The organism is Streptomyces megasporus, assembly GCF_000718985.1.
GTDB classification, from domain to species: Bacteria; Actinomycetota; Actinomycetes; order Streptomycetales; family Streptomycetaceae; genus Streptomyces; species Streptomyces megasporus.
Map to the genome: position 1 here is coordinate 92390 of NZ_JODL01000008.1, position 23387 is coordinate 115776.

Here is a 23387-nt window from a genome sequence, read left to right on the forward strand (position 1 = left end):
TCCGCCTCACCCCGCCAGCGTGTCCCGCAGCCGCCGGGCCTCCTTCACCAGCCGACCGCCGCCGCCCCGCGCGGCGACCTCCGCCAGCCCGTCCACCGGCTCCCGCGCGCCCGACGCCCCGGCGCACTCCGCGCCCAGGGCCAACAGGTCGGGCAGCCCTCGGGGCGGCCGGTCGAACGCCAACAGGGCGGGCAGCGCGGCGGCCAGCACCGACCACACCACCCCCGGCGCACCGGCGCGGGCCGTCTCCCGAAGGGACTCCAGCAACCGGTTCGGCTTCACCGTGCCCACCGACACCGTTTCGGCCACGTCCCGCCCCAGCCGCGTCGGGTCGAGGTCGCCGCGCGCCGCGAGGAGCAGCAGCGCGTCCACGGCCGCCGTCCGGTCCTCCGGATGCCGCGCGCCGAGCGCGTGGGCCAGGCCCAGGTGCACGGCCGCCCCGGCCGGACCTCCCGCCTCGGCCAGGACGGGCAGCAGCGCCGCACCGCCGCGCAGCCCGTCGTCGGCCGCGGCGGCGAAGGTGGACTGGAGGCACAGGGCCACCAGCTCGCGGTGGTTGGGCAGGACGGTGGGCCACAGGCGGACGCCGGAGTGCCAGGCGTAGGTGTTCCGCTTGTCCGGGGCGTCGCACGCGCTCAGCAGCCGCCGGAACCCGGGGGCGGGTTCGCACGGGACGACCGGGGCGGGGGCGGAGAGCACCACCCGGGTGACGGTGGGGTCGTAGCCGGTGGAGCGCACCGTCCGCACCTCGCGCACGGGCTCCGGGAGGGACAGGCCGCCGGCTTCCAGCCAGGCGCGGAGCCTGCGCCCGGCCGGGCTGCCCAGACGTCCGGCCGCCTCCGGGACCTCCGGGGTGACGGCGGCGGTGTCCAGACGCAGCAGCGCCTGGTCCAGGTCGCAGGGGCCGGGTGTGGCACCCGTCCGTTCGTACTCGGCCAGTCGGGCGATGAGTTCGGCCGGGGCGATTCGCCCGTCGACGGTGGTGGGGGTGGCCAGCAGGAACGGCGGGGGGTCGTTCACCACCCACCAGGCGGCTTCCAGCAGACGCGCCGCGAGGACCCGGCCGAAGGGGGTGAGGTTCTGCCGGCGCAGGTGCGCCACGGCCTCGGAGCCCGGCGCCGAGGGGGCGTCGCCGGGAGCCTCGCCGCACAGCACCGCCACCAGGAAGCGCAACTCCCCCGCCCCCGCGTCGCCCCACCACTCGTCGTGGTGATCGTGCCAGGGGTGAGCGCGGACGACCGGCCTCAGCGCCCGCACCAGGCCCCTCCGGTCCCGGTGGGCGTGGCGGACCAGGCCGTCCAGGGCCCGTTCGAAGGCGGTCGCGTCGGGGCCGCCGGCCGTGACGGAACCGCTGCGCTCGGCCGCCTCGGCGGCGGCCAGGACGGCGTTCACCTCCTCGGCGACCTCGGCGGCGGTGGCCAGGGGCGGCGGCATCGGGGCCGGCTCGGGGACGGGCGGGAGGACGTCCTCCACGGGCCCGGCGGACTCGTCGGTGAGCGGCTCCAACCCCAACAGCTCGGCGGCGCGGGGCCGCAGAGCGGGGCTCAACGACGCGGCGGCGTCGGCCAGTTCGCCGCGCACGGCATCCCCGGCGTGCTTCAGGTGGCGGGACATCAGGTTCAGTGCCCGCTCCTGCACGGCCGCGTCCTCGTGGCCGAAGGCGTCGGCGGCGGCCAGGACGACGGCCCCGGCGCGCTTCCGGTCACGGCGGGCGGCGGTGTCCAGCCAGGTGAGCTGGGCCCGCACGAGCTTCTTCTCCGTCCGGAACAACACCGTCCGCGACGCTTCCACCAGGTGCTCGACGTCCAGCCGACCGTCCGCGTCCAGCGCGGCCAGCCGCTCCTGAGCGAGCGAGGCGACGGTGGAGGGGGCATCGGGCAGCAGCCGCAGCAGCACCGTGGTGCGGGCCGCGTACTCGTCGTCGGTGGGGTCGAGGGCCTTCAACAGGGCCAGGAAACCGCGCAGTTCGGTCGGGCGCCCGCCGCGCAGCAGCCGCGACAGGCAGCCGTCGAGCAGGGCGGCGCGGTCCAGGCGCCCCTCGGCGGCGAGTGCCGTCAGGGCACCGGACCAGGAGGACCCGTCGCGGTCGGGGACGGTGCCCCAGCCGTCCAGCAGGGCGCCGACGCCGTCCACCTCGAACAGGCGCGGGGCGAGCGCGTCCAGGAACGGGTCGGAGCGCAGCCGCTCGACGAGCGTGCCGGACCGCACGCCGACCGCCGAGGGCAGGGGCGGTGTCAGGGCGCCGTCCACGACACCGGGCCAGAGCAGGGACCGCTCCGGAAACATCCGCTCCCGCACCCAGGCGAGAACGAACCCGTCGCCGTCCGGCACGGGGCACCCGGCGAGGAGGACCAGCCGCTCGGTCAGGGTGTAGTGCGCCCACCTCCATGTGTCGTCCGGCCGTATGCGGTCGGCGAGGCGGTGGGCGACGTCGCCCAGCCACGGCGCGGGACGGTCGGCGAGGACGGTCAGGAGCAGGTGGACGTCGAACGGTTCCACCAGGACCAGGTCGTCGTGCGCGAGCCACTGGGCGGCGGCGGCCGCGCCCGTGTGGCAGCCGGCGCCCGCGATCACCAGGGCCCGCTTGCGGGGCCGGGCCTCCAGGTTCCATGTCTCGCGCATCAGGGTGCGCCACGTCTTCAGGTGGGGGACGCAGGAGCGCCGCTGCTTCTCGGAGAGGCCGGCGATCAGCTCGGGGAGGCGCTTGTGCTCGCCGTCGGCCACCGCGAGCAGCACCGCGTACGCGTCCGGGTCGAGTGTCCGCTCGGCCTCGTCGAGCAGTTTCCGTTCCTCCGCGGGCAGGTTGTCCGTGCGCGCCCGCATCCGCACCAGTCGGGCCAGGGCGCCGCTCACCGGGCACCTCCCAGGACCGTCGCGGAGGAGTCGGCGGAGGACTCGGCGGAGGATTCGACGGGGGACTCGGCGGTGTCGAGGACGATCCGCACGGCCAGGGCGTGGCTGCACGGGCCGCGCCCGCCCCGGTAACGGGCCCACCACCGGCAGGTGCAGCTCAGCACGTCGCCGTCGGAGCGCACCCGGTGGGCAGCGCCTTCCTCGGTACCCGTGGTGACGGTGAAGGTGCCGTCCGCCTCCCGGCGAACCGCCCCGGCCGCCACCAGATCGCGGGCGGCCCGCAGCCGGGGGTTGTCGCGCTCGACGCGCCCGGCGTCGTAGGGCAGCTCGCGGTGGAAGTACGCGGCCTCGGCGGTGTCGTAGCCGATCCGGCCGGCGGTGCCGAGCACGGTCAGTGCGGCGCGCACCCGCTCGGGCGTCAGACCCGACTGCCGGGCCAGCTCGGCGATGTCCACGCGCGGCTCCCAGGCCAGCAGGACCGAGACCAGATCGGCGTCCTCGGCGGCCTCCTCCGTGGCCAGGGCGTCCAGCACCGCGCCTTCGCCGGAGAAGCCGCGGGCGGGGTCGGGGGAGAGGGTGAGCGTCAGGCGCATCCCCGGCAGCACCACCTCCCACGCTCCGGCGACCGGGGCGCTCGCGGCCGTCACCGGCGGACCGTACAGGCGCAACCCGGTCGCGTGGCGCAGCACCCGCAGCAGGGCCGAGAGCCGGTCGGGGCCGGGCAGGCAGACGGCGCCGGGGACGGCACGGCTGGTCAGCCGCAGACCGCGCCCGGCCTGCACCACCCAGGCGGCCGAGCCCGAACCGGAGCGGACGCGCGGCAGAGTGCGCAGGAAGCGGACGGCCTCGGCGGCGGTGACCTCCGCCCGCAGGTCGAAGGCGGAGGCGATCACCTGCGTCTCGGCGAACCCGCGCAGCCAGCGATCCGGCAGCGGCACCTTCTTCTCCACCACCGGCCCGTCGAACGTGGTCACCGTCAGATCGTCCGGACCGACCTGGAGGTGCAGCGGATCCGAGGGCCCGACGCGGACGAGGGCGTCGCGCAGCGGGGTGTTGACGTCCACGTTCGTGGTGCCGTGGCCGATGTCGTCCCCGTCCAGCCCCTCGTCGAGGATGTCGAGACGGGCGTAGACGCCGCAGCAGCCGGAGAACGACTCGAACCGCAGCCGGTCGCCGTTGCCCGTCACCACCGGGTCGAGCGAGGCAGCGGCCGGCCGCTGGTAGTAGCGGGCCGAGGCGACGTCGGCGACGGACAGCAGCGCCGCGGCGGCGGCCTCGGGCGCGGTCACGAACCCGGCGAAGAACCGGGGATGGGCGCTCACGCCCGTCGGCGTCGCCCCACCGGAGGTCTCCAACGCGAGCGCGGGACCGCCCGGACCGTTCCGCACGGCCGAGGGACGGAGATAGGTGTACGTCTGCACCGCTGTCGTGGTCATGGCGCAGAACGTACGACCCGCCACTGACAAGTGGCCGTGTTCGTTGCGGAGTTCGGGACCGCTCCGCCCGCACCCACGGGCGGAGCGACGCTCAGTGGCCCGTGGCGTGGGCCAGGAACTCGGCCCAAGCGGTGGGTTCGAAGGCGAGGTGCGGCCCGTGTACGCGCTTGGAGTCGCGGACGCGGACTGTGTCAGAGGTGGCCGCGACCTCCAGGCACGCGGGGCCGTCGTCGGTGCTGTGACTGCTCTTGATCCACTCCAGCGCGGAGCCGCTCTTGGCAGAGGGGGTGGTCGTCACGATTCTCCCCGTCCGGCGGTGCGGGTGAGGAAGTCGGACCAGGCCCCTGGGGTGAAGACGAGGCGCGGACCGTGTATGTGTTTGGAGTCGCGGACGCGGACGGTGTCGGGTGCGGTCGCGACCTCGACACAGTCGGGACCATCAGGAGTGCTGTGGCTGCTCTTGATCCACTCCAGTGTGGAAACAGCTTCGGTGGAAGGTGTGGATGTCATGGTCCTCCCCGTTCCGTGGTCGTGCCCGGCAGGGCGGTGGCCGTTACCGCTCGGCGGCGTGCGCGAGGAAGTCGGCCCAGGCTCCTGGAGTGAAGGCGAGGTGCGGCCCCTGTATGTGCTTGGAGTCGCGGACGCGGATGGTGTCAGGGGTGGCCGCGACCTCCACGCAGTCGGGGCCGTCGTTGCTGCTGTGGCTGCTCTTGATCCACTCCAGCGCGGAGCCGTTCCCGGCGGAAGGGTTGAAGGTCATGTCTCTCCCAGGACTTTCTCAATGAAGGCCAGCGACTCACGTGGGGTGAGAGCCTGCGCTCGGATCATTCCGTACCGCATCTCAAGGATCTGGACCTCCTTGGGATCGGAAACCAGGCGGCTGGTGAGCTGAGCTTCCGAGTACCCCACCGCCGAGCCGTCCCCGAGCTTCAGCACACGCAGTTCACCAGCCATCCCGGCGTGTTTTTCGCGGCTCGTCGGCATCACCTGAATCTCGACGTGCCGCAACTGTCCGACTTCCAGCAGGCGTTCGAGCTGGCGTCGCAGCACCATTCTGCCCCCGAGTGGGCGTCGGAGCGTCGCCTCTTCCTGGACAAAGGCCAGGAGTGGAACAGGCTGCCGTTCGAAGATCCTCTGTCGAGCCATACGAGCGGCCACGTGCCGCTCGATGTCATCCGCGCTGTACGTGGGGAGTCGCATCTCGAACAACGCCCGCGTGTATTCCTCTGTCTGCAATAGACCATGCATGTTGTGGTTGCCGTACGCGCCCATCTCGACGGCCTCGGCCTCCAGCCTGGCCAGATCGCGGACCTTCTTCGGATAGCGCGCCTCCGCCACGTCGTCCTTCATCGCCGCGAGCTTGCCGCCCGCGCCCAGGACCGCGTCCGCTTTGGTCAGGAACTCCGGGTGCGGCAGGCGCTTGGCCCGCTCCACGGCCGAGACCATGCCCAGGCTGTATCCGATGGCCTCGCCCAGCTCCGCCTGCGTCAGCCCGGCCGCCTCCCGCCACAACTTGATCTGGCGGCCGGCGGCCCGCACCACCGCCCCGTACTCGTCGTCCCACTCCGCTTGCCAGGACGTGCCGTCCGCGCCGTCCGTCGTGTGCGCCTTGCGGGCCGCGTACTCACTGTCCACGGTCATGTGCGTCCTCACCTCCGTTCGTGCCCGTGTCCAACGGCGCCCGCCCCGGCATGTCACCCCGAGCAGGCCGCACAGAATCGGGCCGCACCCGCACAACCGTCCGTTGCCCGAGCGTCACCGAAGACGACTCTAAGCAAAGGAACGTGACTCTGTGTAGCGAAGGATCGAAAATCACTCGAACTGGAAATTCCGCATCTTCCGCTCCCTCGACGCGCACGTTCGCCGGAGCGAACCACGGGAAGTCCGCACACCCAGGCGAGGCGCGGGGATCGCCTGGTGGCCATGTCTGCTTAACCGGCGATTCAAACTCGCTTGCGAGCATCACGGAATGCAGCCCGTCGTGTCGAGTGCGAACCGCAGGTCACGACCGGCGCGGTTTCTCGACGCGCCGGCAATCCTCGCGGCGCGGAAGAATGGAAGAATGAGCCAGTCCGCCCAGCCTTCCGTCGGTTCCATCGCCGCCTCGCGTTCGAACGTCGTGGTCCCGTCCGAGCCCGCCCCGGAGCCGGGGATCGACCTCGACGTGGACGCCTACCCGGAGGGGGAAGGCCCCGAGGACAGGGACGAGGAGCTTCCGCAGGGACGTTTCCTCGACCGCGAGCGGAGCTGGCTCGCCTTCAACGAGCGGGTGCTGGAGCTGGCCGAGGACCCGAGCACGCCGCTGCTGGAGCGCGCCAACTTCCTGGCGATCTTCGCCAACAACCTCGACGAGTTCTTCATGGTGCGCGTCGCCGGTCTCAAGCGGCGCATCGCCACCGGCGTCGCCACCCGCTCCGCCTCCGGCCTCCAGCCGCGCGAGGTGCTGGAGCAGATCTGGACCCGCTCGCGGGAGCTCATGGCCCGGCACGCCGCCTGCTTCCAGCAGGACGTCCTGCCCGCCCTGGCCGACGAGGGCATCCACCTCATCCGCTGGCCGGAGCTGACCGAGGAGGAGCAGTCCCGTCTGTTCACCCTCTTCCGGCAGCAGATCTACCCCGTCCTGACCCCGCTGGCGGTCGACCCGGCGCACCCGTTCCCCTACATCTCCGGACTGTCGCTGAACCTCGCCGTGGTGGTGCGCAACCCGGTCAGCGGCCACGACCACTTCGCGCGTGTGAAGGTGCCGCCGCTGCTGTCGCGGTTCCTGGAGGCGTCCCCGCAGCGGTACGTGCCCGTCGAGGACGTGATCGCCGCCCACCTGGAGGAGCTGTTCCCCGGGATGGAGGTCCTCGCCCACCACATGTTCCGGGTCACCCGCAACGAGGACCTGGAGGTCGAGGAGGACGACGCCGAGAACATCCTCCAGGCGCTGGAGAAGGAGCTGATGCGGCGCCGTTTCGGGCCGCCGGTGCGTCTGGAGGTCGAGGAGAGCATCGACCCGTACGTGCTGGACCTGCTGGTGCGGGAGCTGAAGATCTCCGAGGCCGAGGTGTACCCGCTGCCCGGCCCGCTGGACCTCACCGGTCTGTTCGGCATCTCCGCGCTGGACCGGCCCGAGCTGAAGTACCCCAAGTTCGTCGCCGGGACCCACCGCGACCTCGCCGAGGTGGAGTCGGCGTCGGCGCCCGACGTCTTCGCGGCGCTGAACAGGCGGGACGTGCTGCTCCACCACCCGTACGACTCCTTCTCCACCTCCGTGCAGCGTTTCCTGGAGCAGGCCGCCGCCGACCCGGACGTGCTGGCGATCAAGCAGACGCTGTACCGGACCTCCGGCGACTCCCCGATCGTGGACGCGCTGATAGACGCGGCCGAGTCCGGCAAGCAGGTGCTGGTGCTGGTCGAGATCAAGGCGCGCTTCGACGAGCAGGCCAACATCAAGTGGGCGCGGAAGCTGGAGGAGGCCGGCTGCCACGTCGTCTACGGGCTGGTGGGCCTCAAGACGCACTGCAAGCTGTCGCTGGTGGTGCGGCAGGAGGGCGACACGCTGCGGCGGTACAGCCACGTCGGGACGGGCAACTACCACCCCAAGACCGCCCGTCTCTACGAGGACCTGGGCCTGCTCACCGCCGATCCGCAGGTCGGCGCGGACCTGTCGGACCTGTTCAACCGACTGTCGGGCTACTCGCGGCGCACCAGCTACCGTCGACTGCTCGTCGCGCCCAGCTCGCTCCGCAAGGGGCTGGTGCGGCGGATTCACCGGGAGATCGCCCACCACCGGGCCGGGCAGCCCGCCTTCGTGCGCATCAAGGTCAACTCGATCGTCGACGAGGCGGTCGTCGACGCCCTCTACCGCGCCTCCCGCGCCGGCGTCCCGGTGGACGTGTGGGTGCGCGGCATCTGCGCGCTGCGGCCGGGGGTGCCGGGGCTGTCGGAGAACATACGGGTGCGCAGCGTGCTCGGGCGCTTCCTGGAGCACTCGCGGGTCTTCGTCTTCGGCAACGGAGGCGACCCCGAGGTGTGGATCGGCAGCGCCGACATGATGCACCGCAACCTCGACCGGCGGGTCGAGGCGCTGGTGAGGGTCACCGACCCCGGCCACCGCGCCTCCCTCAACCAGTTGCTGGAGACGGGCACGGCGGACACCACCGCCTCCTGGCACCTGGGTCCGGACGGCGAGTGGACGCGCCACGCCACCGACGCCGAGGGACGACCCCTGCACCACATCCAGGAAATGCTCATCGACGCCCGGAGGCGCCGACGTGGTCCAGCGACATGACCTGTCCGTCGGAACGAGCGGTGGGGGAGGGGACCCGGGGGCCGGGACCCTGCCGGAGCCGTTTCCGGGGGAGTACCCCGACCCGCGGAACGCCACGGCGGGCGAGGTGCTGGCGGAGTACCTCCACCGGCAGGCGACGGAGTTCCTGCGCAGCCTGCGCCTGCACGAGGAGAGCGCGGGCAGCGCGGAGTCCGCGGCCGTCGCGGCCGAGGCCGTGCGGATGCTGCGCCGCTCCGCCCGCCGGATCGGCGCGGCCCTCCAGTCCTACCGGCCGCTGATCGACGGGGCCTGGGCCGACCAGCTCTCCGGCGAACTGGCCTGGCTGGCGGGGGTGTTGGGTCGGGAGTCGGCCTACGAGGCGCGGCTGCACCGGCTGCTCGCGGCGCTCCACCGGCTGTCCTCCGCACCCGCCGACCCCGCGCCGTCCGCCGAACCCGCCCTCGTCCCGCCCGCGCGGCCGGCCCGGCGGGGCACTGCCTCCGCCGGGGGCGGCCTGGACGCGGGCGTGGCCCGGGCCGGGGCGCTGCTGGAGCGGCAACTGACCCTCGCCCGCACCCGCGCCCACTCCGCCGCACTCCAGGCGCTCGGCTCCTCCCGCTTCCACGCCGTCGCCGACGCGGTCGCCGTCCTGGCCTCCGAGGCGCCGCTGTCCGAGGCCGCGTCCCGTCCCGTGGCCGGGGCCCTGCTGCCGCTGGCCGAACTGGCGCACCGGCGTGCGGTGGAGGCCGTGGAGGCGCTGCCGCTGACCCGGGCTCGCCAGTCGTACAACGGTGAGGCGTTGGCCCACACCCTCGCCGTCGACGGGGAGCACGACGCCGCCTGGAACCGGGTGCGGCTGCTGGTGCGGCTGCGCCGGTACGCCCACGAGGTGGTCGGGCACGACGACCCGGCGCTGATCGCCGCCGGCCGGGCGCTCGACCGGCACCGGGACGCGGCCGAGGCCGCCGCCGCGGCGGCCGGCGCCGCCCGCACCCCCCGTATCGCGCCCGCCACCGCCTACGCGCTGGGCGTCCTCCACGCCGACCAGCGGCACGAGGTCGAGGCGGCGCGGTTCAGTTTCGGACGGCTGTGGCACCCGGCGCCCGTGGCGCCGCAGGCCGCGCCGGCGGCGGTGACGTCCGGGGCGGAGGCGGGACGCTGATGCCCGGCCCCCGGGTGATCCGTGCGGCGGGCTGTGTGCTGTGGCGTCGTGCGGGCTCCGGCGCGGGGATCGAGATCGCGCTCGTGCACCGTCCCAAGTGGGACGACTGGTCGCACCCGAAGGGGAAGTGCGAGAAGGGCGAGGGAGCCCTGGGCGCGGCGGTGCGCGAGGTGCGCGAGGAGACCGGCATGGACTGCCGGCCGGGCGTGATGCTCCCCACCGTGCGGTACACGGTCGGGGACGTGCCCAAGGAGGTCCGCTACTGGGAGGCCGAGGCGACCGGTGGGGCGTTCACGCCCGGCGACGAGGTCGATCGGCTGCTGTGGCTGCCCCCGGAGGAGGCCAGGGAGCGGCTCACCCGGGACCAGGACCGCGAGCTGGTCGACGCGCTGCTGACGGTGCTCCCCCACGAGCTGCTCTGACGCCTCGGTCCGGCCCGTCCCCCTTCGTCTCCCCTCCCCGCCCTCCTCCCGGCAGGCTCTCCGCGCGCCCTCAAGGGGATTGTTCCGTACCTACTTTGACCTGCTCATTTGACGTGTCCTCTCAAGTAAGTTGAGTGCTCACTTGTCAATTTTCCTCCGTGGGGTTATATAGGAAGCAGAGGACATCACGGGAGGGTGAGAGAAGGAAGGAGATGGTCCGTGATGCTGATGCGCACCGATCCGTTCCGTGAGCTCGACCGCCTCACCGAGCAGTTGCTCGGCACCGTGGCCCGTCCCGTCGGGATGCCGATGGACGCCTACCGCACCGACGACCACGTCGTGGTCCACTTCGACCTGCCGGGCGTCGACCCGGAGACGGTCGACCTCGACGTCGAGCGGAACGTCCTGACCGTCAACGCCGAGCGCTCCTGGCCGGGCCCGGAGGACGCCGAGCGGATCGCCGCCGAGCGGCCGACCGGCCGGTTCAGCCGGCAGATCTTCCTCGGCGACACCCTGGACACCGAGCGGATCGAGGCCACGTACGAGGCCGGTGTCCTGACACTGCGCATCCCGGTGGCCGAGCAGGCCAAGCCGCGCAAGATCCAGATCAGCGGCGGCTCCGACAAGAAGGAGCTCACCGGCTGAGTTCGCCGGCCGGGCCCACCGGCCGGCGCCGGGCCGACGGCGGCCGGGACCGACGGCGAGGGCCCGTGCCCGTACGGGCCCTCACCCCCTCCCGCGCGGCGCCAGGGCGTCCCACCGGACGGTGACCTCGCCCTGGCGCCAGCGCCGCGGCCCGTCCACCACCGGCCAGTCGGCGCGGACCTTCAGCACGGTCCGCATCCACCGTTGCCGGGCGCCCAGCGCGGCGTACGAGGAGGCCGCCGCCCAGGCCCGGTCCATGGCGCGGAGGAAGGCGTGCACCGGTTCGCCCGGCACGTTGCGGTGGATGAGCGCCTTGGGCAGCCGTTCGGCCAGGTCGGACGGGACGCCCAGGGAACCCAGCCGGGTCGCGAAGGTCACCGTCCGCGGCCCCTCCGGGCCGATCGCCACCCACACGTGACGCCGCCCGATCTCGTCGCACGTTCCCTCGACCAGCAACCCGCCGGGCGCCAGCCGGGCGCGCAGCCGGTCCCACACGGGCGCCACCTCGTGCTCGTCGTACTGCCGCAGCACGTTCGCGGCCCGGATCAGCAGGGGCCGCCGCCCGCCGGGCAGTGGCACCTCGAACCCGCCGTGCGCGAAGGTCAGCCCCTCGCGGGCGTACGGCAGCGCGGCCTCGACCCGCGCCGGGTCGATCTCGATGCCCACCACGTTCACGTCCGGGCAGACCGTCCGCAGCCGTCCCAACAGCTCGACGGCCGTCCACGGCGCGGCCCCGTACCCCAGGTCCACGGCGACGGGTCCGCCGGGGTCGGCGGCGCGGCACAGCGCGGCGCCGTGCGCGGCGGCGATCCAGCGGTCCATCCGTCGGAGCCGGTTCGGATTCGTCGTTCCCCGCGTGACGGCCCCCACGGGCCGCCCGACCGCACGCCTGCCCATGGCGGCAACCCTACGCGCGGATCGCGCGGCGCTCGGACGCACCCGGCGTGATCGGACGCGCCCGGCCCCGACCGAACGCCGACCGGAAGCCGGTCGGAACCGCCCGACCCCGGTGCGATGCGCGTCACGGTTTGGCAAAGCGTGGAGCGGAACGGAAATGGAACCGGGACGGCGCATGGTTGTAACCGCTCAAGGAGCGGACCGCCGCTCGGCGTCCCACCCGGAGGAGGCACCGCAGGTGAGCCCGTACCCCACCAGGCTCAGTCGGCGGCGGCACCGTTTCACGCGACGACCGCGGCGCGTGGCCATGCTCAGCGTGCACACCTCGCCGCTGCACCAGCCGGGCACCGGTGACGCCGGCGGGATGAACGTCTACATCGTCGAACTGGCCCGGCAGCTCGCCGCCATCGGCATCGAGGTCGAGGTGTTCACCCGGGCCACCGCCGCCATGCTCCCGCCCACCGTCGAGCTGGCGCCCGGCGTGCTGGTGCGGCACGTGGACGCCGGCCCCTACGAGGGGCTCGCCAAAGAGGACCTCCCCGCGCAACTGTGCGCCTTCACCCACGGCGTGATGCGGGCCTGGGCGAGGCACCGGCCCGGCTACTACGACCTGGTCCACTCCCACTACTGGCTCTCCGGCCACGTCGGCTGGCTCGCCGCCGAACGCTGGGGCGTCCCCCTGGTGCACGCCATGCACACCATGGCCAAGGTCAAGAACGCCGCGCTCGCCGCGGGCGACACCCCCGAACCCGCCGCCCGCGTGATCGGCGAGACGCAGGTCGTGCGCGCCGCCGACCGGCTCATCGCCAACACCGCCGAGGAGGCGGGCCAACTCGTCCACCACTACGACGCCGACCCCGCCCGCACCGCCGTCGTCCACCCCGGCGTCAACCTCGAACGCTTCCGCCCCGCCGACGGCCGCGCCGCCGCGCGGGCCCGGCTCGGACTGCCCGAGGACGCCTTCGTCCCCCTGTTCGCCGGACGGATACAGCCGCTGAAGGCCCCCGACGTCCTGCTGCACGCCGTGCGCCTGCTGCTCGACGCCGACCCCGCCCTGCGCGAACGCCTCGTGGTGCCCGTCGTCGGCGGACCCAGCGGCAGCGGACTGGCCAAACCCGAACGGCTCCAGAAGCTCGCCGCCCGCCTCGGCATAGCCGACGTCGTCCGCTTCCGTCCGCCGGTCGGACAGGACATCCTCGCCGACTGGTACCGCGCGGCGAGCGTGCTGGTGATGCCCTCCCACAGCGAGTCCTTCGGCCTGGTCGCCATCGAGGCCCAGGCGTGCGGCACCCCGGTCGTCGCCGCGGCCGTCGGCGGGCTGCCGGTGGCCGTGCGGGACGGCGTCAGCGGCTTCCTGGTGGACGGGCACGACCCGGCCGACTACGCGCGGGCGCTGCGCCGCCTGGTCGACGACGAGGCGCTGTCCGCCCGGATGGGCGAGGCGGCGGCCCGGCACGCCGGCGGGTTCGGCTGGGACACGGCGGCGACCGCCACGGCCGAGGTGTACGCCGAGGCGGCGGCCGAACACCGCCGCCATCTACGATCGGCCCATGCCCATGGATGACACCTCCCCGTCCGCCGCCCCGCCGGCGGACCCGTCCGCCAAGGCCAGGGCCGCGATCGAACAGGCGCTCCGCGAGGCGGAGTTGACCTGGGAGAGTCCCGCCGACGGCAACTACGTCGTCACGCTGCCGGGCACCCGCAAGCTCTCCACGACCTGCTCGTTGATCGTCGGCCGGCACTCCCTGTCCGTCAACGCCTTCGTCGTCCGCCGCCCCGACGAGAACCACGCCGAGATCCACCGTTGGCTGTTGGAGCGCAACACCCGCCTGTACGGGGTGGCCTACGCCGTCGACCGGCTCGGCGACGTCTACCTGGTGGGGAGGCTGCCACTGGCCGCCGTCACCCCCGAGGAGGTGGACCGGCTGCTCGGGTCGGTCCTGGAGAACGCCGACGGGGTGTTCAACACGCTGCTGGAGATGGGCTTCGCCACGGCGATCCGCAAGGAGCACGCCTGGCGGACCTCCCGCGGCGAATCCACCCGCAACCTGGAGGCCTTCGCGCACCTGCTGCGCGACGAGTGAGCGCTTCCCCCATCGCTTCCCCCACCGGCGCACCGTGAACCACGGGACGCGCGCCCCGGCGACATGTGGCCGAAGCCCATGCGCCGGGGCCTTTGTGTATGCGGCACGGACATTGCCGGTTCATCACCGCGGGGCGGACGCTGCCAGGCATCACCAGAGAGAAACAGCCACCGTCAGTGGCCCGTACGCATCCGCCGAGGAGCCGACCCGCCATGCGCAGACCCGCCTTCATCTCCCTCGCCGCGGCAGCCGTGGCCGCCGCACTCGTCACCTCCTGCTCCAGCCCGGGCACCACCGCCTCCGGCGGTGACGGCGCCAAGGAGGTCGACGTCGCCCTGATCACCTCCACCAGCGGTCCGCTGGCCTCGTACGGGGAGCAGTACCTCCAGGGCTTCGAGGCGGGCCTCGACCACGCCACCGACGGCACCGGAGAGGTCGACGGCATCAAGATCAAGGTCCAGAAGTACGACGACGCCGGCGACCCCGCCAAGGGCGTTTCCCTGGCCAAGAAGAGCGCCGGCCAGGGCGTGAAGATCATCGCCGGCACGGCCGCCTCCGGCGTCGCCACCCAGATCGCTCCGGTGGCCGCCCAGAACAAGGTCCTCTACATCTCCGGCCCCGCCGCGACCGACGCCGTGACCGCCGCCAACGAGTACACCTTCCGCTCCGGACGCCAGACCTTCCAGGACGTGGCCACCGCCCAGCAGATCCTGAAGAAGGCCGAGGGCGGGGACGCCAAGGACAAGAAGGTCGTCGTCCTGGCCCAGGACAACGCCTTCGGGCAGGCCAACGTCGCGGCCGTCGAGAGCGTCCTGGGCAAGGACGGCACCACCGTGACCTCCGTCCTGGCCCCGCCCAGCGCCACCGACCTCACCCCGACCGCCACCAAGGTCAAGGCCGCCAAGCCCGACATGGTGTTCGTCGCCTGGGCCGGCGACACCGCCCAGTCGATGTGGACCACCCTCGACCAGCAGGGCGTGCTGGACGCCTCCACCGTCGTCACCGGCCTCGACATCCGCGCCAGCTACCCCGTCTTCGGCAAGGCCCGCGACAAGATCACCCTGCTCGCCCACTACGTGCCGGGCGCGACCGACACCCCTGAGGCCCAGGCGGTCGAGAAGTACTTCGAGAAGAAGGGCTGGAAGACCGACCTGTTCACGCCCGACGGCTTCAACGCCGCCCAGATGGTCGTCCAGGCCGTCCGCGAGGCCGGAGCCGACGGTGACACCGACGCCATGGTCAAGGCCCTGGAGGGCTTCACCTTCTCCGGCATCAAGGGCGAGAACACCGTGCGGGCGTCCGACCACGCCCTGATCCAGCCCATGTTCCAGGCGGAGTTCAAGGGCGACATGCCGAGCGTGGCGTTCACCGTGGACGCCCAGGGCGTCGCCCCCGTCGAGAAGAAGATCGGCTGATCACGGTGACCGTTCTCGAACTGAGCGGGCTGACCTGGTCCGTCGGCGCGGTCACCATCGTCGAGAAGGTGGACCTCGCCGTCGACGAGGGCGAGTTCGTCGCCGTCATCGGCCCCAACGGCGCCGGCAAGACCTCCCTGTTCAACCTCCTCTCCGGCGTCACCCGCCCCACCGGCGGCACCATCCGGCTGGACGGCACCGACATCACCGCCCTGCCGCCGCACCGCCGGGCCCGGCGCGGGATGGGCCGCACCTTCCAGTCCTCCTCCGTCTTCCCGACCATGACCGTCGCCCAGCACGTGGCCCTGGCCGCGCGGGCGGTGGGCGTCAAGCGGGTCGCGGACGACGGGGAGGGCGTGCGCTCGGTCCTGGAGCGCGTACGACTCGGGCACCGCGGCGACGACCTCGCCGCGGGCCTCTCCCACGGCGACAAGCGCAAGCTCGAACTCGCCATGCTGCTCGCCCCCACCCTCGACCAGGGTGGGGGCGGGCCCCGCCTGATGCTCCTCGACGAGCCCATGGCGGGCGTCGCGGCCGAGGAGGTCGACGAGCTGACCGACGTCATCCGCACCCTCCACCGCACCGAGGGCCGCACCGTGCTGATGGTCGAGCACCACATGGACATCCTCCTCGGCCTCGCCGACCGGGTGGCCGTGATGCACCACGGCACGCTGCTGGCCGTCGGCACCCCCGACGCGGTGATGGCCGACCTGACCGTCCAGGAGGCGTACGTGGGGGAGGAACTGTGACCGAACAGCCCGAGAAGCGGTCCCCGTCCCCGGAGCAGTCCCCGATCCTGTCGGTGCGCGACCTGCGGGTCCGCATCGGCGAGTCGCGCATCCTCCAGGGCGTCGGCTTCGACGTCGCCCCCACCGGCACCACCGCCCTGCTGGGCCGCAACGGCGTCGGCAAGACCACCACCGTCCGCTCCGTCCTGGGCCTGCTGCCCGAGGACGGCGAGGTGACCGGCGGCACCGTCGTCTTCGACGGCACCGACATCACCGGACACCGCACCCACACCGTGGTGCGGCGCGGCATCGGCTACGTCCCCGAGGACCGCGGCGTGTTCGGCGGACTCACCGTCGCCGAGAACCTCACCCTCGCCGAACGCGGCGACGGCCCCCACCACTACGACCTGGTGCACGACCTCTTCCCCGAGCTGAAGGCCCGACGGAAGCAGCGCGCCGGCACCCTCTCCGGCGGCCAGCAGCAGATGGTCGCCCTCGCCCGCGCCCTGCTCAACGACAACCGCCTGGTCATCGTCGACGAACCCACCAAGGGCCTCGCGCCCCGCGTCGTCACCGAGGTCGCCGAGGTCCTCGAACGCGCCGCCGAACGCGTTCCGTTGCTGCTCGTCGAGCAGAACCTGGCCGTCGTGAGGCGGCTGGCGCGCGACGCGGTGGTGCTGGACGCGGGCCGCACCGTCCACACCGGCGACGCGCGCGACCTGCTCGCCGACCGCGAACGCACCACGAGCCTGCTCGGCGTCGGCCGCCACGAGAAGCCCGGAACGCCGGAGACCGCGGGCACCGGGCGGAGCACCAAGGAGGCCACCCGATGAGCACACTGGTCCTGCTCACCCTCACCGGACTGGGCCTGGGCGCCCTGTACTTCCTCATCGCCTCCGGGCTCGCCCTGATCTTCGGCCTGATGGACGTCCTCAACTTCGCCCACGGCGCGTTCCTGACGGTCTCGGCGTACGCCGCCTGGCGCACGGCCGAGACGTTCGCCGGGACGGGCGGGCTGGCGCTCGCCGCGCTGGTCGGCACCGCCACCGGCGCGCTGTTGGCGATCGTCGTCGAACTCGTCCTCATCCGCAGGCTCTACGGGCGGCCCCGGGAGCAGATCCTGGTCACCGTCGGCCTCTCGCTGGCCATCCCCGCCCTCGTCCAGGCCGTCTGGGGCGCGGACTCCCGCCCGTTCCCGGTGCCCGAGGCGCTCTCCGGCACCGTCGGCGTGCTGGGCGCGCAGGTCCCCGTCAGCCGCTTCGTGCTGATCGTGGCGGCTGGACTGGTGCTGGCGGCCGTGACGCTGTTCCTCTCCCGCACCCGCTACGGCCTGATCGTGCGGGCGGGCGTGGAGAACCGGGCGATGGTCACCGCGCTGGGCATCGACGTGACCCGTGCCTTCACCCTCGTCTTCGCCATCGGCGGCGCCCTCGCCGGACTCGCGGGCGTGCTCGGCGGGCTCTACTTCGGCTCGCTCTCCCCGCACCAGGGCACCTCGCTGCTGGTGTTCGCCTTCGTCGTGGTGGTCATCGGCGGCATGGGCTCCATCCCCGGCGTGGCGCTCTCCGCGCTCGCCGTCGGCCTGGTGCAGCAGTACGCCAACTACTACGTCGACGGCTACGGCGACTTCGCCGTCGTCGTGCTGCTCGCCGCGGTCGTCCTCGCCCGGCCCGCCCCCCGACTCGCAGGAGGAACGGCATGACGGCCTCTCCGACACCCACCCCGACCACCACCGAGAACCCCACCGCCACCGCCGAGGCCCCGCCGGCGTCCCCCGCCCGGCCCGCACCCGCCCGGCAGTGGTGGCGCGGACCGATCGTCCCGGCGGCCGTCCTGCTCGTCCTGGCGATCCTGCCGTTCTCCGCCGTCGAGGTGCCGATCCTGCTCGACGGCCCGGTCAACTCGCCCGGCTCGCTGCAACTCCTCGCGCTGTGCCTGGTGTTCGCCGGCCTGGCGCTCGGCTACGACCTGATGTTCGGCCGCACCGGACTGCTCTCCTTCGGCCACGCCCTCTACGTCGCGGGCGGCGCGTACGGCACCCAACTGGCCATGACCGAACTGGGCCTGGGCTTCTTCCCCGCCGTGCTGCTGGCCCTGGTCGGCGGCGCCGTCGCCGCGGTCCTGCTGGGCGCCGTCTCGCTGCGCGGCCTGGCCCTGGGCGGCATCGGCTTCGCCATGGTCACGCTCGCCTTCGCGGAGGCCGGCTCGCTGTGGGTGCAGCGCAACCCGGGCGGTATGACGGGCGGCGAGGAGGGACTGCCGCTGCACACCGAGGGGGTGCCCGAGGCGTTCGTCGGCGTGCAGAACACCGCCAACGTCTACTGGCTGTCCCTGGGCTACCTGGTGCTGGTGGCCGCCGTGGTGTGGGTGGCCGTCTCCCGGCCGGTCGGCCGGATCTGGCAGGGCATCCGCGACAACGAGCAGCGGGTGTCCGTCCTGGGCTACGACCCCTTCCGCCACAAGCTGGGGGTGTTCGTGCTCGCGTCCACGCTGGGCGTGTTGGGCGGCGCGATGCACCTGCTGGTCACGGCGGGCGTGACCCCGCGCTCCAGCACCGCGCAGTTCACGCTGACGCTGCTGGTGATGGTCGTCCTCGGCGGCAGCGGCACCCGCTGGGGTCCGGTGATCGGCGGTGTGCTGTTCACCTTCCTCGACCAGCGGCTGGCGGTGCTGGCAAGCTCCGAACTGGTGGACGGGCTGCCCGAGTTCCTGCACGCTCCGCTGTCGGAGCCGATGGTGATCCTCGGCGCCCTGTTCGTGGTCGCGGTGTACGTGGCGCCCGGCGGCATCGCGTCGATCAGGCGCTCGCTGTCGTGGGGCCCGTCCCGACGGACGGAGACGAAGGGAGCGGAAAGGTGACGGTGCGCGAGGTGAAGGATCTGAGCGTCCCGGTGCGCGGGGGAGACCTGGCGGTCTCCGAGTGGCCCGGCGCCGGGGAGCCGGTGATCGCCCTGCACGGCATCACCTCCAACAGCCGGATCTTCGGCGCCCTCGCCGACGCGCTGGGCGAGGACGTCCCGCTGCTCGCCCCGGACCTGCGGGGTCGGGCGGGCAGTGCCGGACTGCCGGGGCCGTACGGGCTCGCCGAACACGTCGAGGACGTCATCGCCCTGCTGGACCACCGGGGGCTGGAGCGGGCGGTGCTGGTCGGCCACTCCATGGGCGCCTTCGTCGCCGCCCTGACGGCGGCCCGCCGGCCCGACCGGGTCGCCGGGGCGGTGCTGGTCGACGGCGGCGTGGGCTTCCCCGCCCCCGAGGGCACGGACATCGACGAGCTGCTGGAGGCCGTGATCGGCCCGGCGATGCGGCGCCTGTCGATGACCTTCCCCGACCGGGACGCCTACCGGACGTTCTTCCGCGAGCACCCGGCCCTGGCCGCCCACTGGTGCGACGCCGTCCGGGCGCAGGTGGACCGCGACCTGGTGGGGGAGGCGCCGGAGATGCGCAGCAGTTGCGTCCTGGAGGCGATACGGGCCGACGGCGCGGACGTCCTGGCCGACTCCGAGACCCTCGCGGCCGTGCGGACCGCCTCCGCGAAGGTGCCCATGGCGCTGCTGTGGGCCGAGCGGGGCATGCTCGACGAACCGCAGGGCCTGTACGACGAGGACCGTCTCGCGGCGGCCGAGCTGGACGGCACGGGGGTGACGGTCCGGTGCGTCCCCGACACCAACCACTACTCGATCATGCTGGCCCCGCACGCCACCGAGGCGATCCGCGCCGCCCTGGACACCGTGACACCGTGACACGGTGGGGCGGCCGTCCGGCGGCCCGTGCCGGTGGAGCGGCCGGCCCTCCGTCGGCGCGGGAGGCTCCGCGCCCACCGCGCCGGCGGGCGCGGTCCGGGGCGTCTCACCGACCGGCCGTGCCGCGCTCGCCCCCCGGACGGTCGATTAGGCTCGGGCCCATGGCCGACGCACCGTACAAGCTGATTCTCCTCCGCCACGGCGAGAGCGAGTGGAACGCGAAGAACCTGTTCACCGGCTGGGTGGACGTCAACCTGACCGAGAAGGGCGAGAAGGAGGCGGCACGCGGCGGTGAGCTGCTGAAGGACGCCGGCCTGCTCCCCGACGTCGTGCACACCTCCGTCCAGAAGCGCGCCATCCGCACGGCCCAGCTCGCCCTGGAGGCCGCCGACCGCCTCTGGATTCCCGTCCGTCGCTCCTGGCGTCTCAACGAGCGCCACTACGGCGCGCTCCAGGGCAAGAACAAGGCGCAGATCCGCGAGGAGTTCGGCGAGGAGCAGTTCATGCAGTGGCGCCGCTCCTACGACGTCCCGCCGCCGGAGCTGGAGGACGGCGCCGAGTGGTCGCAGAGCGACGACCCGCGCTACGCGATGATCCCCAGCGAGCTGCGCCCGCGCACCGAGTGCCTCAAGGACGTGGTCGCCCGCATGCTGCCGTACTGGTACGACGGCATCGTCCCGGACCTGCTGACCGGCCGCACGGTCCTGATCGCCGCGCACGGCAACAGCCTCCGCGCGCTGGTCAAGCACCTGGACAAGATCTCCGACGAGGAGATCTCGGGCCTCAACATCCCCACCGGCATCCCGCTCGCCTACGACCTGGACGCCGACTTCCACCCGGTCAACCCGGGCGGCACCTACCTCGACCCGGAGGCGGCGAAGGCCGCGATCGAGGCGGTCAAGAACCAGGGCAAGAAGTAGCCCGATCCCACGGACGAGCCCCCTGCCAGTGGTTTTTCCGCTGGCAGGGGGCTCGTTGCGTCATTTGGGCCGCCCGGGGGCCGTCAGAGTCAGGGACGCTGGGCTCAGACGAGTCGGATGCGTGCCTCGAACGTGATCAGGAACGCTGCAAGCTCCATGACCGCAACAACGTGGGCAGGTACCGCAACCTGGAACGGTAGCGCAGCGACGCCAACACCGATCAGGGCGAACGGCAGCCCGCGGGGGGTTACCTCGACGGCCAGAGTCGGACGTACCATGGAGTCCTCCTTCGTGTGTTGCTTAATTGAACTTGGGTACCGCGAACGGAGAATCAGGCCGCCCCCTGGCCCGGGGGCGGCCTCTCGCGTCAGCGAAACTCTATGCTGCGTGACCGACGGGCACAAATCCCCTGCATGGGAGGGGTGATCATGGTTCGGGTGGAGTATTCAATGCGTCCATCCCTGAGGTTTCGGAAGACTCCTGGACACTGTTTTATGCGCCGTCTGGCGTGTACGCCAGGCGGCGTACACGCCAGACGGCGTGCAGGTGGGAGGGGGTGGAGTGGGACCTGAGCGACTTATCCTCTCAGGCTTTAGGCCTGAATTCTGCGGTGGTTCTCCGGATAGTGGTTGGCGATAGATGCGCGGATAGTGGTTCGCAATATGTTTGTGGATAGCGATTGACGATAGATTCACGGATAGTGATTCGCGGTATGTTCGCGGGTAGCGGTTCGCAATAGATTCCGCTTGTGTTCCGAGGGGGTAGCGAGCTGTGTCATCTTCGGTCGAAGACTGAGGCCGCGGCCTTGCGTGTCCGCTCCCGGCTGGACGGCATCAGGTGCGCGTACAGCCGGAGCGGCAGCCCGGGGGCCGAGTGCCCCAGGTGCTCGGCGAGCGCCTTGACGCTCTCCCCGGCGTCCAGGAGCACGGAGGCGTAGAAGTGCCTCAGCGCATGCGTCCCGTCCTCCCGTGACGCCTTGTACGAATCGCCGCGCCCCGGCGTCGGGAACACACCGACCGCAGCGAGCGCGGGCTTCCACACCTCATCGTTGAGCGGTTCCGCCAGATGTGACCGCCCATGGGAGCGGCGAGGACCAGCCGCTTGGTCACGAGCGGACCGTTCGCGGTCTTCCACGGCAGTGTGATGTCCACCGGAGGGAACCGCCGCATGTGGGCGCGCAGGGTTTCCGCGACGGGCCGGGGAGGGGGACGTCACGGAGCTTGCCGCCCTTGGGCGGAGCGAACACGGGCCTGCTGCGGCTCAGCTTGGGCTGCTGGACGACGTGCAGCGTGTCCGTCTCGAAGTCGATCGCGTCCACGGCCAGGTCGAGGATCTCCCCTTGCCGCAGTCCGCGCCGATGTCCACCATGGCCCGGTACCGCGTCAAAGGTGCGGGCATCGGGTGCCCGGTGCCGGCCGCGCCGCTCCGTGGATCTGTTGTGCATGGTCGGCGCCGGCAGGCCGGGCTCTTGGCCATCGGCAGTGCCTGGCCGTTGGTTGGGTCCCGGACTGGTTACCGGGCCGCCCCCAGACAGAGCCAGGGATGCAACCGCACTACAGAGTTGGATGCCTCGGATGCCGACCATGCTCCGGCGATCTTGGCCGGCCGCACTGACATGTGGCCTTGTCCTCGGCCCTGCGGGATCTTCGGGGGTTGTGGAGGGCGCGCCGGCCGTCCGTGTCCGGGTTCTGTCGTGCCCGGTGGGCTCTCATGGCGTCGGCGTCGGCGTCGGTGTCGGCGTCGGGTGTTCGGGACGGCCGACGGCGAGGAGGGCGACGTCGTCGCCGAGGTGGCCCGCGGTGTACCGGAACAGGTCGGCCGTCAGGGCGTCCAGCACGCGGTCCGGGTCCGGCGGGAGAGGGCGGGACAGTCGCGGGACCGGGTCGTAGAAGACCCCGCGGTGGTCGCGGGCCTCGGTGACACCGTCGGTGAACAACACCAGGACCGCCCCCTCGGGCAGGGTGTACCGGTCGATCGGGACGTCCGGGGGGCCGAGGTCCGCCAGGCCCAGCGGCAGTGACGGTGTGTCCGGTTCCAGCGGACGGACCCGACCGTGGTGGACCAGCAGCGGCGCCGGGTGTCCCCGGTTGGCCATGCGCAGGGTGGAGCCGTCGGCGGACAGCTCGGCGACGACGGCGGTGGCGAACCCCTCGGTCTCCGTCCCGCCCTCGACGACGTCGTGCTCCCGCACCCGCTCCTCCAGCCAGCGGACCACGCCGGCCAGGTCCGGAGTGCGGAGGGCGGCCTCGTGGAAGGTGCCGAGCAGCCCGTTGACGGTTCTGACCGCGCCCAGGCCCTTGCCCCGGACATCGGCGATCATCAGCCGGATGCCGTGGGGGGTGGCGTGGATCGCGTACAGGTCGCCCCCGATGGCGGCCTCCTTCGCGGCGGCCTCGTACCGGGCGGCCACGGTCAGCGGCCCCATCCGGCCGGGCGGAGAGGGAAGCACCGCGCGCTGGACGGCCTCGGCGACCTCGCGGGCGTTCTTCAACTGTTGCCGCTCGCGGGCCAGCATCCGGTTGAAGCCCGCGGCCACGAGGGTCAGGGTGACGAAGGTGGAGAACGGGATGACCTCGTCGAGGCTGAACGGTTCCCTGCCCCTCACCAGCGGCAGGAGGAGCGCGGCGAGGAACGCCGCCACGCCGGTGGCGATCGTCCCGGCCAGGGAGAACCAGGGCGCGACCAGCACGGGAGTGGCCGCCAGCAGGGGAAACACCCTCACGCCTCGCGGGGTGAGGAGGTCGAGGACGAACACGCCGAGGATCAGCGTGGCAGGCAGCCATCGAAGCCGCCGCCTCTCAGCGGGCGGGGACGCGTGGGTGGAGCC

General features: G+C 72.6%; 22 protein-coding genes and 1 pseudogene. 13 read left to right on the forward strand and 10 right to left on the reverse strand.

Features of this window, described 5'->3' with window-relative positions; translation table 11 throughout:
- Nucleotides 1-6: 6 nt before the first annotated feature.
- The 6 genes from IF47_RS0109845 to IF47_RS0109865 form a co-directional block, all read right to left on the reverse strand.
- Nucleotides 7-2853: a DUF6493 family protein gene (locus tag IF47_RS0109845; RefSeq protein ID WP_078591688.1), complete on the reverse strand. Its 2847-nt coding sequence runs from the start codon at nt 2851-2853 to the stop codon at nt 7-9.
- Nucleotides 2850-4289, reverse strand: coding sequence for an SWIM zinc finger family protein (locus IF47_RS0109850; protein ID WP_031508145.1), 1440 nt, complete (start codon nt 4287-4289; stop codon nt 2850-2852). Before IF47_RS0109850 ends, IF47_RS0109845 begins: the two co-directional genes overlap by 4 nt.
- Nucleotides 4290-4380: 91 nt before the next feature.
- Nucleotides 4381-4587 (reverse strand): DUF397 domain-containing protein, encoded by a 207-nt coding sequence (locus IF47_RS0109855; RefSeq protein ID WP_031508147.1) that lies wholly within the window; start codon nt 4585-4587, stop codon nt 4381-4383.
- Entirely contained in the window at nt 4584-4799 is a 216-nt protein-coding gene (locus tag IF47_RS29260; RefSeq protein ID WP_078591689.1) for a DUF397 domain-containing protein, read from the reverse strand. Before IF47_RS29260 ends, IF47_RS0109855 begins: the two co-directional genes overlap by 4 nt.
- Nucleotides 4800-4842: 43 nt before the next feature.
- Nucleotides 4843-5049, reverse strand: a complete 207-nt coding sequence (locus IF47_RS0109860; protein ID WP_031508148.1) for a DUF397 domain-containing protein — start codon at nt 5047-5049, stop codon at nt 4843-4845.
- On the reverse strand, nt 5046-5930 hold the full coding sequence (locus tag IF47_RS0109865; protein ID WP_078591690.1) for a helix-turn-helix domain-containing protein: 885 nt from the start codon (nt 5928-5930) through the stop codon (nt 5046-5048). Before IF47_RS0109865 ends, IF47_RS0109860 begins: the two co-directional genes overlap by 4 nt.
- A 421-nt stretch (nt 5931-6351) precedes the next feature.
- Between IF47_RS0109865 and IF47_RS0109875 the strand changes: the two genes are divergently transcribed.
- The 4 genes from IF47_RS0109875 to IF47_RS0109890 all read left to right on the forward strand — a co-directional run bounded on the left by IF47_RS0109875 (nt 6352) and on the right by IF47_RS0109890 (nt 10773).
- The gene (locus IF47_RS0109875) at nt 6352-8565 is read left to right on the forward strand and encodes an RNA degradosome polyphosphate kinase (RefSeq protein WP_031508152.1); all 2214 of its coding nucleotides are present in this window, start codon (nt 6352-6354) and stop codon (nt 8563-8565) included.
- Nucleotides 8549-9706, forward strand: a complete 1158-nt coding sequence (locus IF47_RS0109880; protein WP_211257181.1) for a CHAD domain-containing protein — start codon at nt 8549-8551, stop codon at nt 9704-9706. Before IF47_RS0109875 ends, IF47_RS0109880 begins: the two co-directional genes overlap by 17 nt.
- The gene (locus IF47_RS0109885) at nt 9706-10128 is read left to right on the forward strand and encodes an NUDIX hydrolase (RefSeq protein WP_031508155.1); all 423 of its coding nucleotides are present in this window, start codon (nt 9706-9708) and stop codon (nt 10126-10128) included. The genes IF47_RS0109880 and IF47_RS0109885 overlap by 1 nt, the downstream gene beginning before the upstream one ends.
- A gap of 222 nt (nt 10129-10350) precedes the next feature.
- Nucleotides 10351-10773, forward strand: coding sequence for an Hsp20/alpha crystallin family protein (locus tag IF47_RS0109890; protein ID WP_031508156.1), 423 nt, complete (start codon nt 10351-10353; stop codon nt 10771-10773).
- An 81-nt stretch (nt 10774-10854) separates the two neighbouring features.
- On the opposite strand, the gene IF47_RS0109895 is transcribed toward IF47_RS0109890, so the two are convergent.
- On the reverse strand, nt 10855-11670 hold the full coding sequence (locus IF47_RS0109895) for a class I SAM-dependent methyltransferase (protein ID WP_078591692.1): 816 nt from the start codon (nt 11668-11670) through the stop codon (nt 10855-10857).
- A gap of 238 nt (nt 11671-11908) precedes the next feature.
- Here IF47_RS0109895 and mshA point away from each other — a divergent pair, with 238 nt between their 5' ends.
- The 9 genes from mshA (at nt 11909) to IF47_RS0109940 (ending at nt 20560) form a co-directional block, all read left to right on the forward strand.
- On the forward strand, nt 11909-13234 hold the full coding sequence (mshA, locus tag IF47_RS0109900) for a D-inositol-3-phosphate glycosyltransferase (protein WP_031508158.1): 1326 nt from the start codon (nt 11909-11911) through the stop codon (nt 13232-13234).
- Entirely contained in the window at nt 13227-13754 is a 528-nt protein-coding gene (locus IF47_RS0109905) for a type III secretion system chaperone family protein (protein WP_031508160.1), read from the forward strand. The genes mshA and IF47_RS0109905 overlap by 8 nt, the downstream gene beginning before the upstream one ends.
- 212 nt (nt 13755-13966) lie before the next feature.
- Nucleotides 13967-15169 carry a substrate-binding domain-containing protein gene (locus IF47_RS0109910; protein WP_037732319.1) on the forward strand — a complete coding sequence of 401 codons (1203 nt, stop codon included), beginning with the start codon at nt 13967-13969 and terminating at the stop codon, nt 15167-15169.
- A 5-nt stretch (nt 15170-15174) separates the two neighbouring features.
- The gene (locus tag IF47_RS0109915; RefSeq protein WP_245641065.1) at nt 15175-15918 is read left to right on the forward strand and encodes an ABC transporter ATP-binding protein; all 744 of its coding nucleotides are present in this window, start codon (nt 15175-15177) and stop codon (nt 15916-15918) included.
- Entirely contained in the window at nt 15915-16730 is an 816-nt protein-coding gene (locus tag IF47_RS0109920; protein WP_051717353.1) for an ABC transporter ATP-binding protein, read from the forward strand. The genes IF47_RS0109915 and IF47_RS0109920 overlap by 4 nt, the downstream gene beginning before the upstream one ends.
- Complete coding sequence (locus IF47_RS0109925; RefSeq protein ID WP_031508166.1) at nt 16727-17599, forward strand: branched-chain amino acid ABC transporter permease; 873 nt, start codon at nt 16727-16729, stop codon at nt 17597-17599. The genes IF47_RS0109920 and IF47_RS0109925 overlap by 4 nt, the downstream gene beginning before the upstream one ends.
- The gene (locus IF47_RS0109930) at nt 17596-18756 is read left to right on the forward strand and encodes a branched-chain amino acid ABC transporter permease (RefSeq protein WP_031508167.1); all 1161 of its coding nucleotides are present in this window, start codon (nt 17596-17598) and stop codon (nt 18754-18756) included. The genes IF47_RS0109925 and IF47_RS0109930 overlap by 4 nt, the downstream gene beginning before the upstream one ends.
- Nucleotides 18753-19640 carry an alpha/beta hydrolase gene (locus tag IF47_RS0109935; protein WP_037732320.1) on the forward strand — a complete coding sequence of 296 codons (888 nt, stop codon included), beginning with the start codon at nt 18753-18755 and terminating at the stop codon, nt 19638-19640. Before IF47_RS0109930 ends, IF47_RS0109935 begins: the two co-directional genes overlap by 4 nt.
- Nucleotides 19641-19801: 161 nt before the next feature.
- Nucleotides 19802-20560, forward strand: a complete 759-nt coding sequence (locus tag IF47_RS0109940) for a phosphoglyceromutase (protein WP_031508171.1) — start codon at nt 19802-19804, stop codon at nt 20558-20560.
- Nucleotides 20561-20664: 104 nt separating this feature from the next.
- On the opposite strand, the gene IF47_RS30630 is transcribed toward IF47_RS0109940, so the two are convergent.
- The 3 genes and pseudogenes from IF47_RS30630 to IF47_RS0109955 all read right to left on the reverse strand — a co-directional run bounded on the left by IF47_RS30630 (nt 20665) and on the right by IF47_RS0109955 (nt 23282).
- Nucleotides 20665-20838, reverse strand: coding sequence for a hypothetical protein (locus tag IF47_RS30630; RefSeq protein WP_157839941.1), 174 nt, complete (start codon nt 20836-20838; stop codon nt 20665-20667).
- A 496-nt stretch (nt 20839-21334) separates the two neighbouring features.
- A pseudogene (locus tag IF47_RS29265) lies at nt 21335-21940 on the reverse strand (tyrosine-type recombinase/integrase); the annotation flags it as partial.
- A 328-nt stretch (nt 21941-22268) separates the two neighbouring features.
- Entirely contained in the window at nt 22269-23282 is a 1014-nt protein-coding gene (locus IF47_RS0109955; protein ID WP_245641066.1) for a PP2C family protein-serine/threonine phosphatase, read from the reverse strand.
- Nucleotides 23283-23387 lie beyond the last annotated feature (105 nt).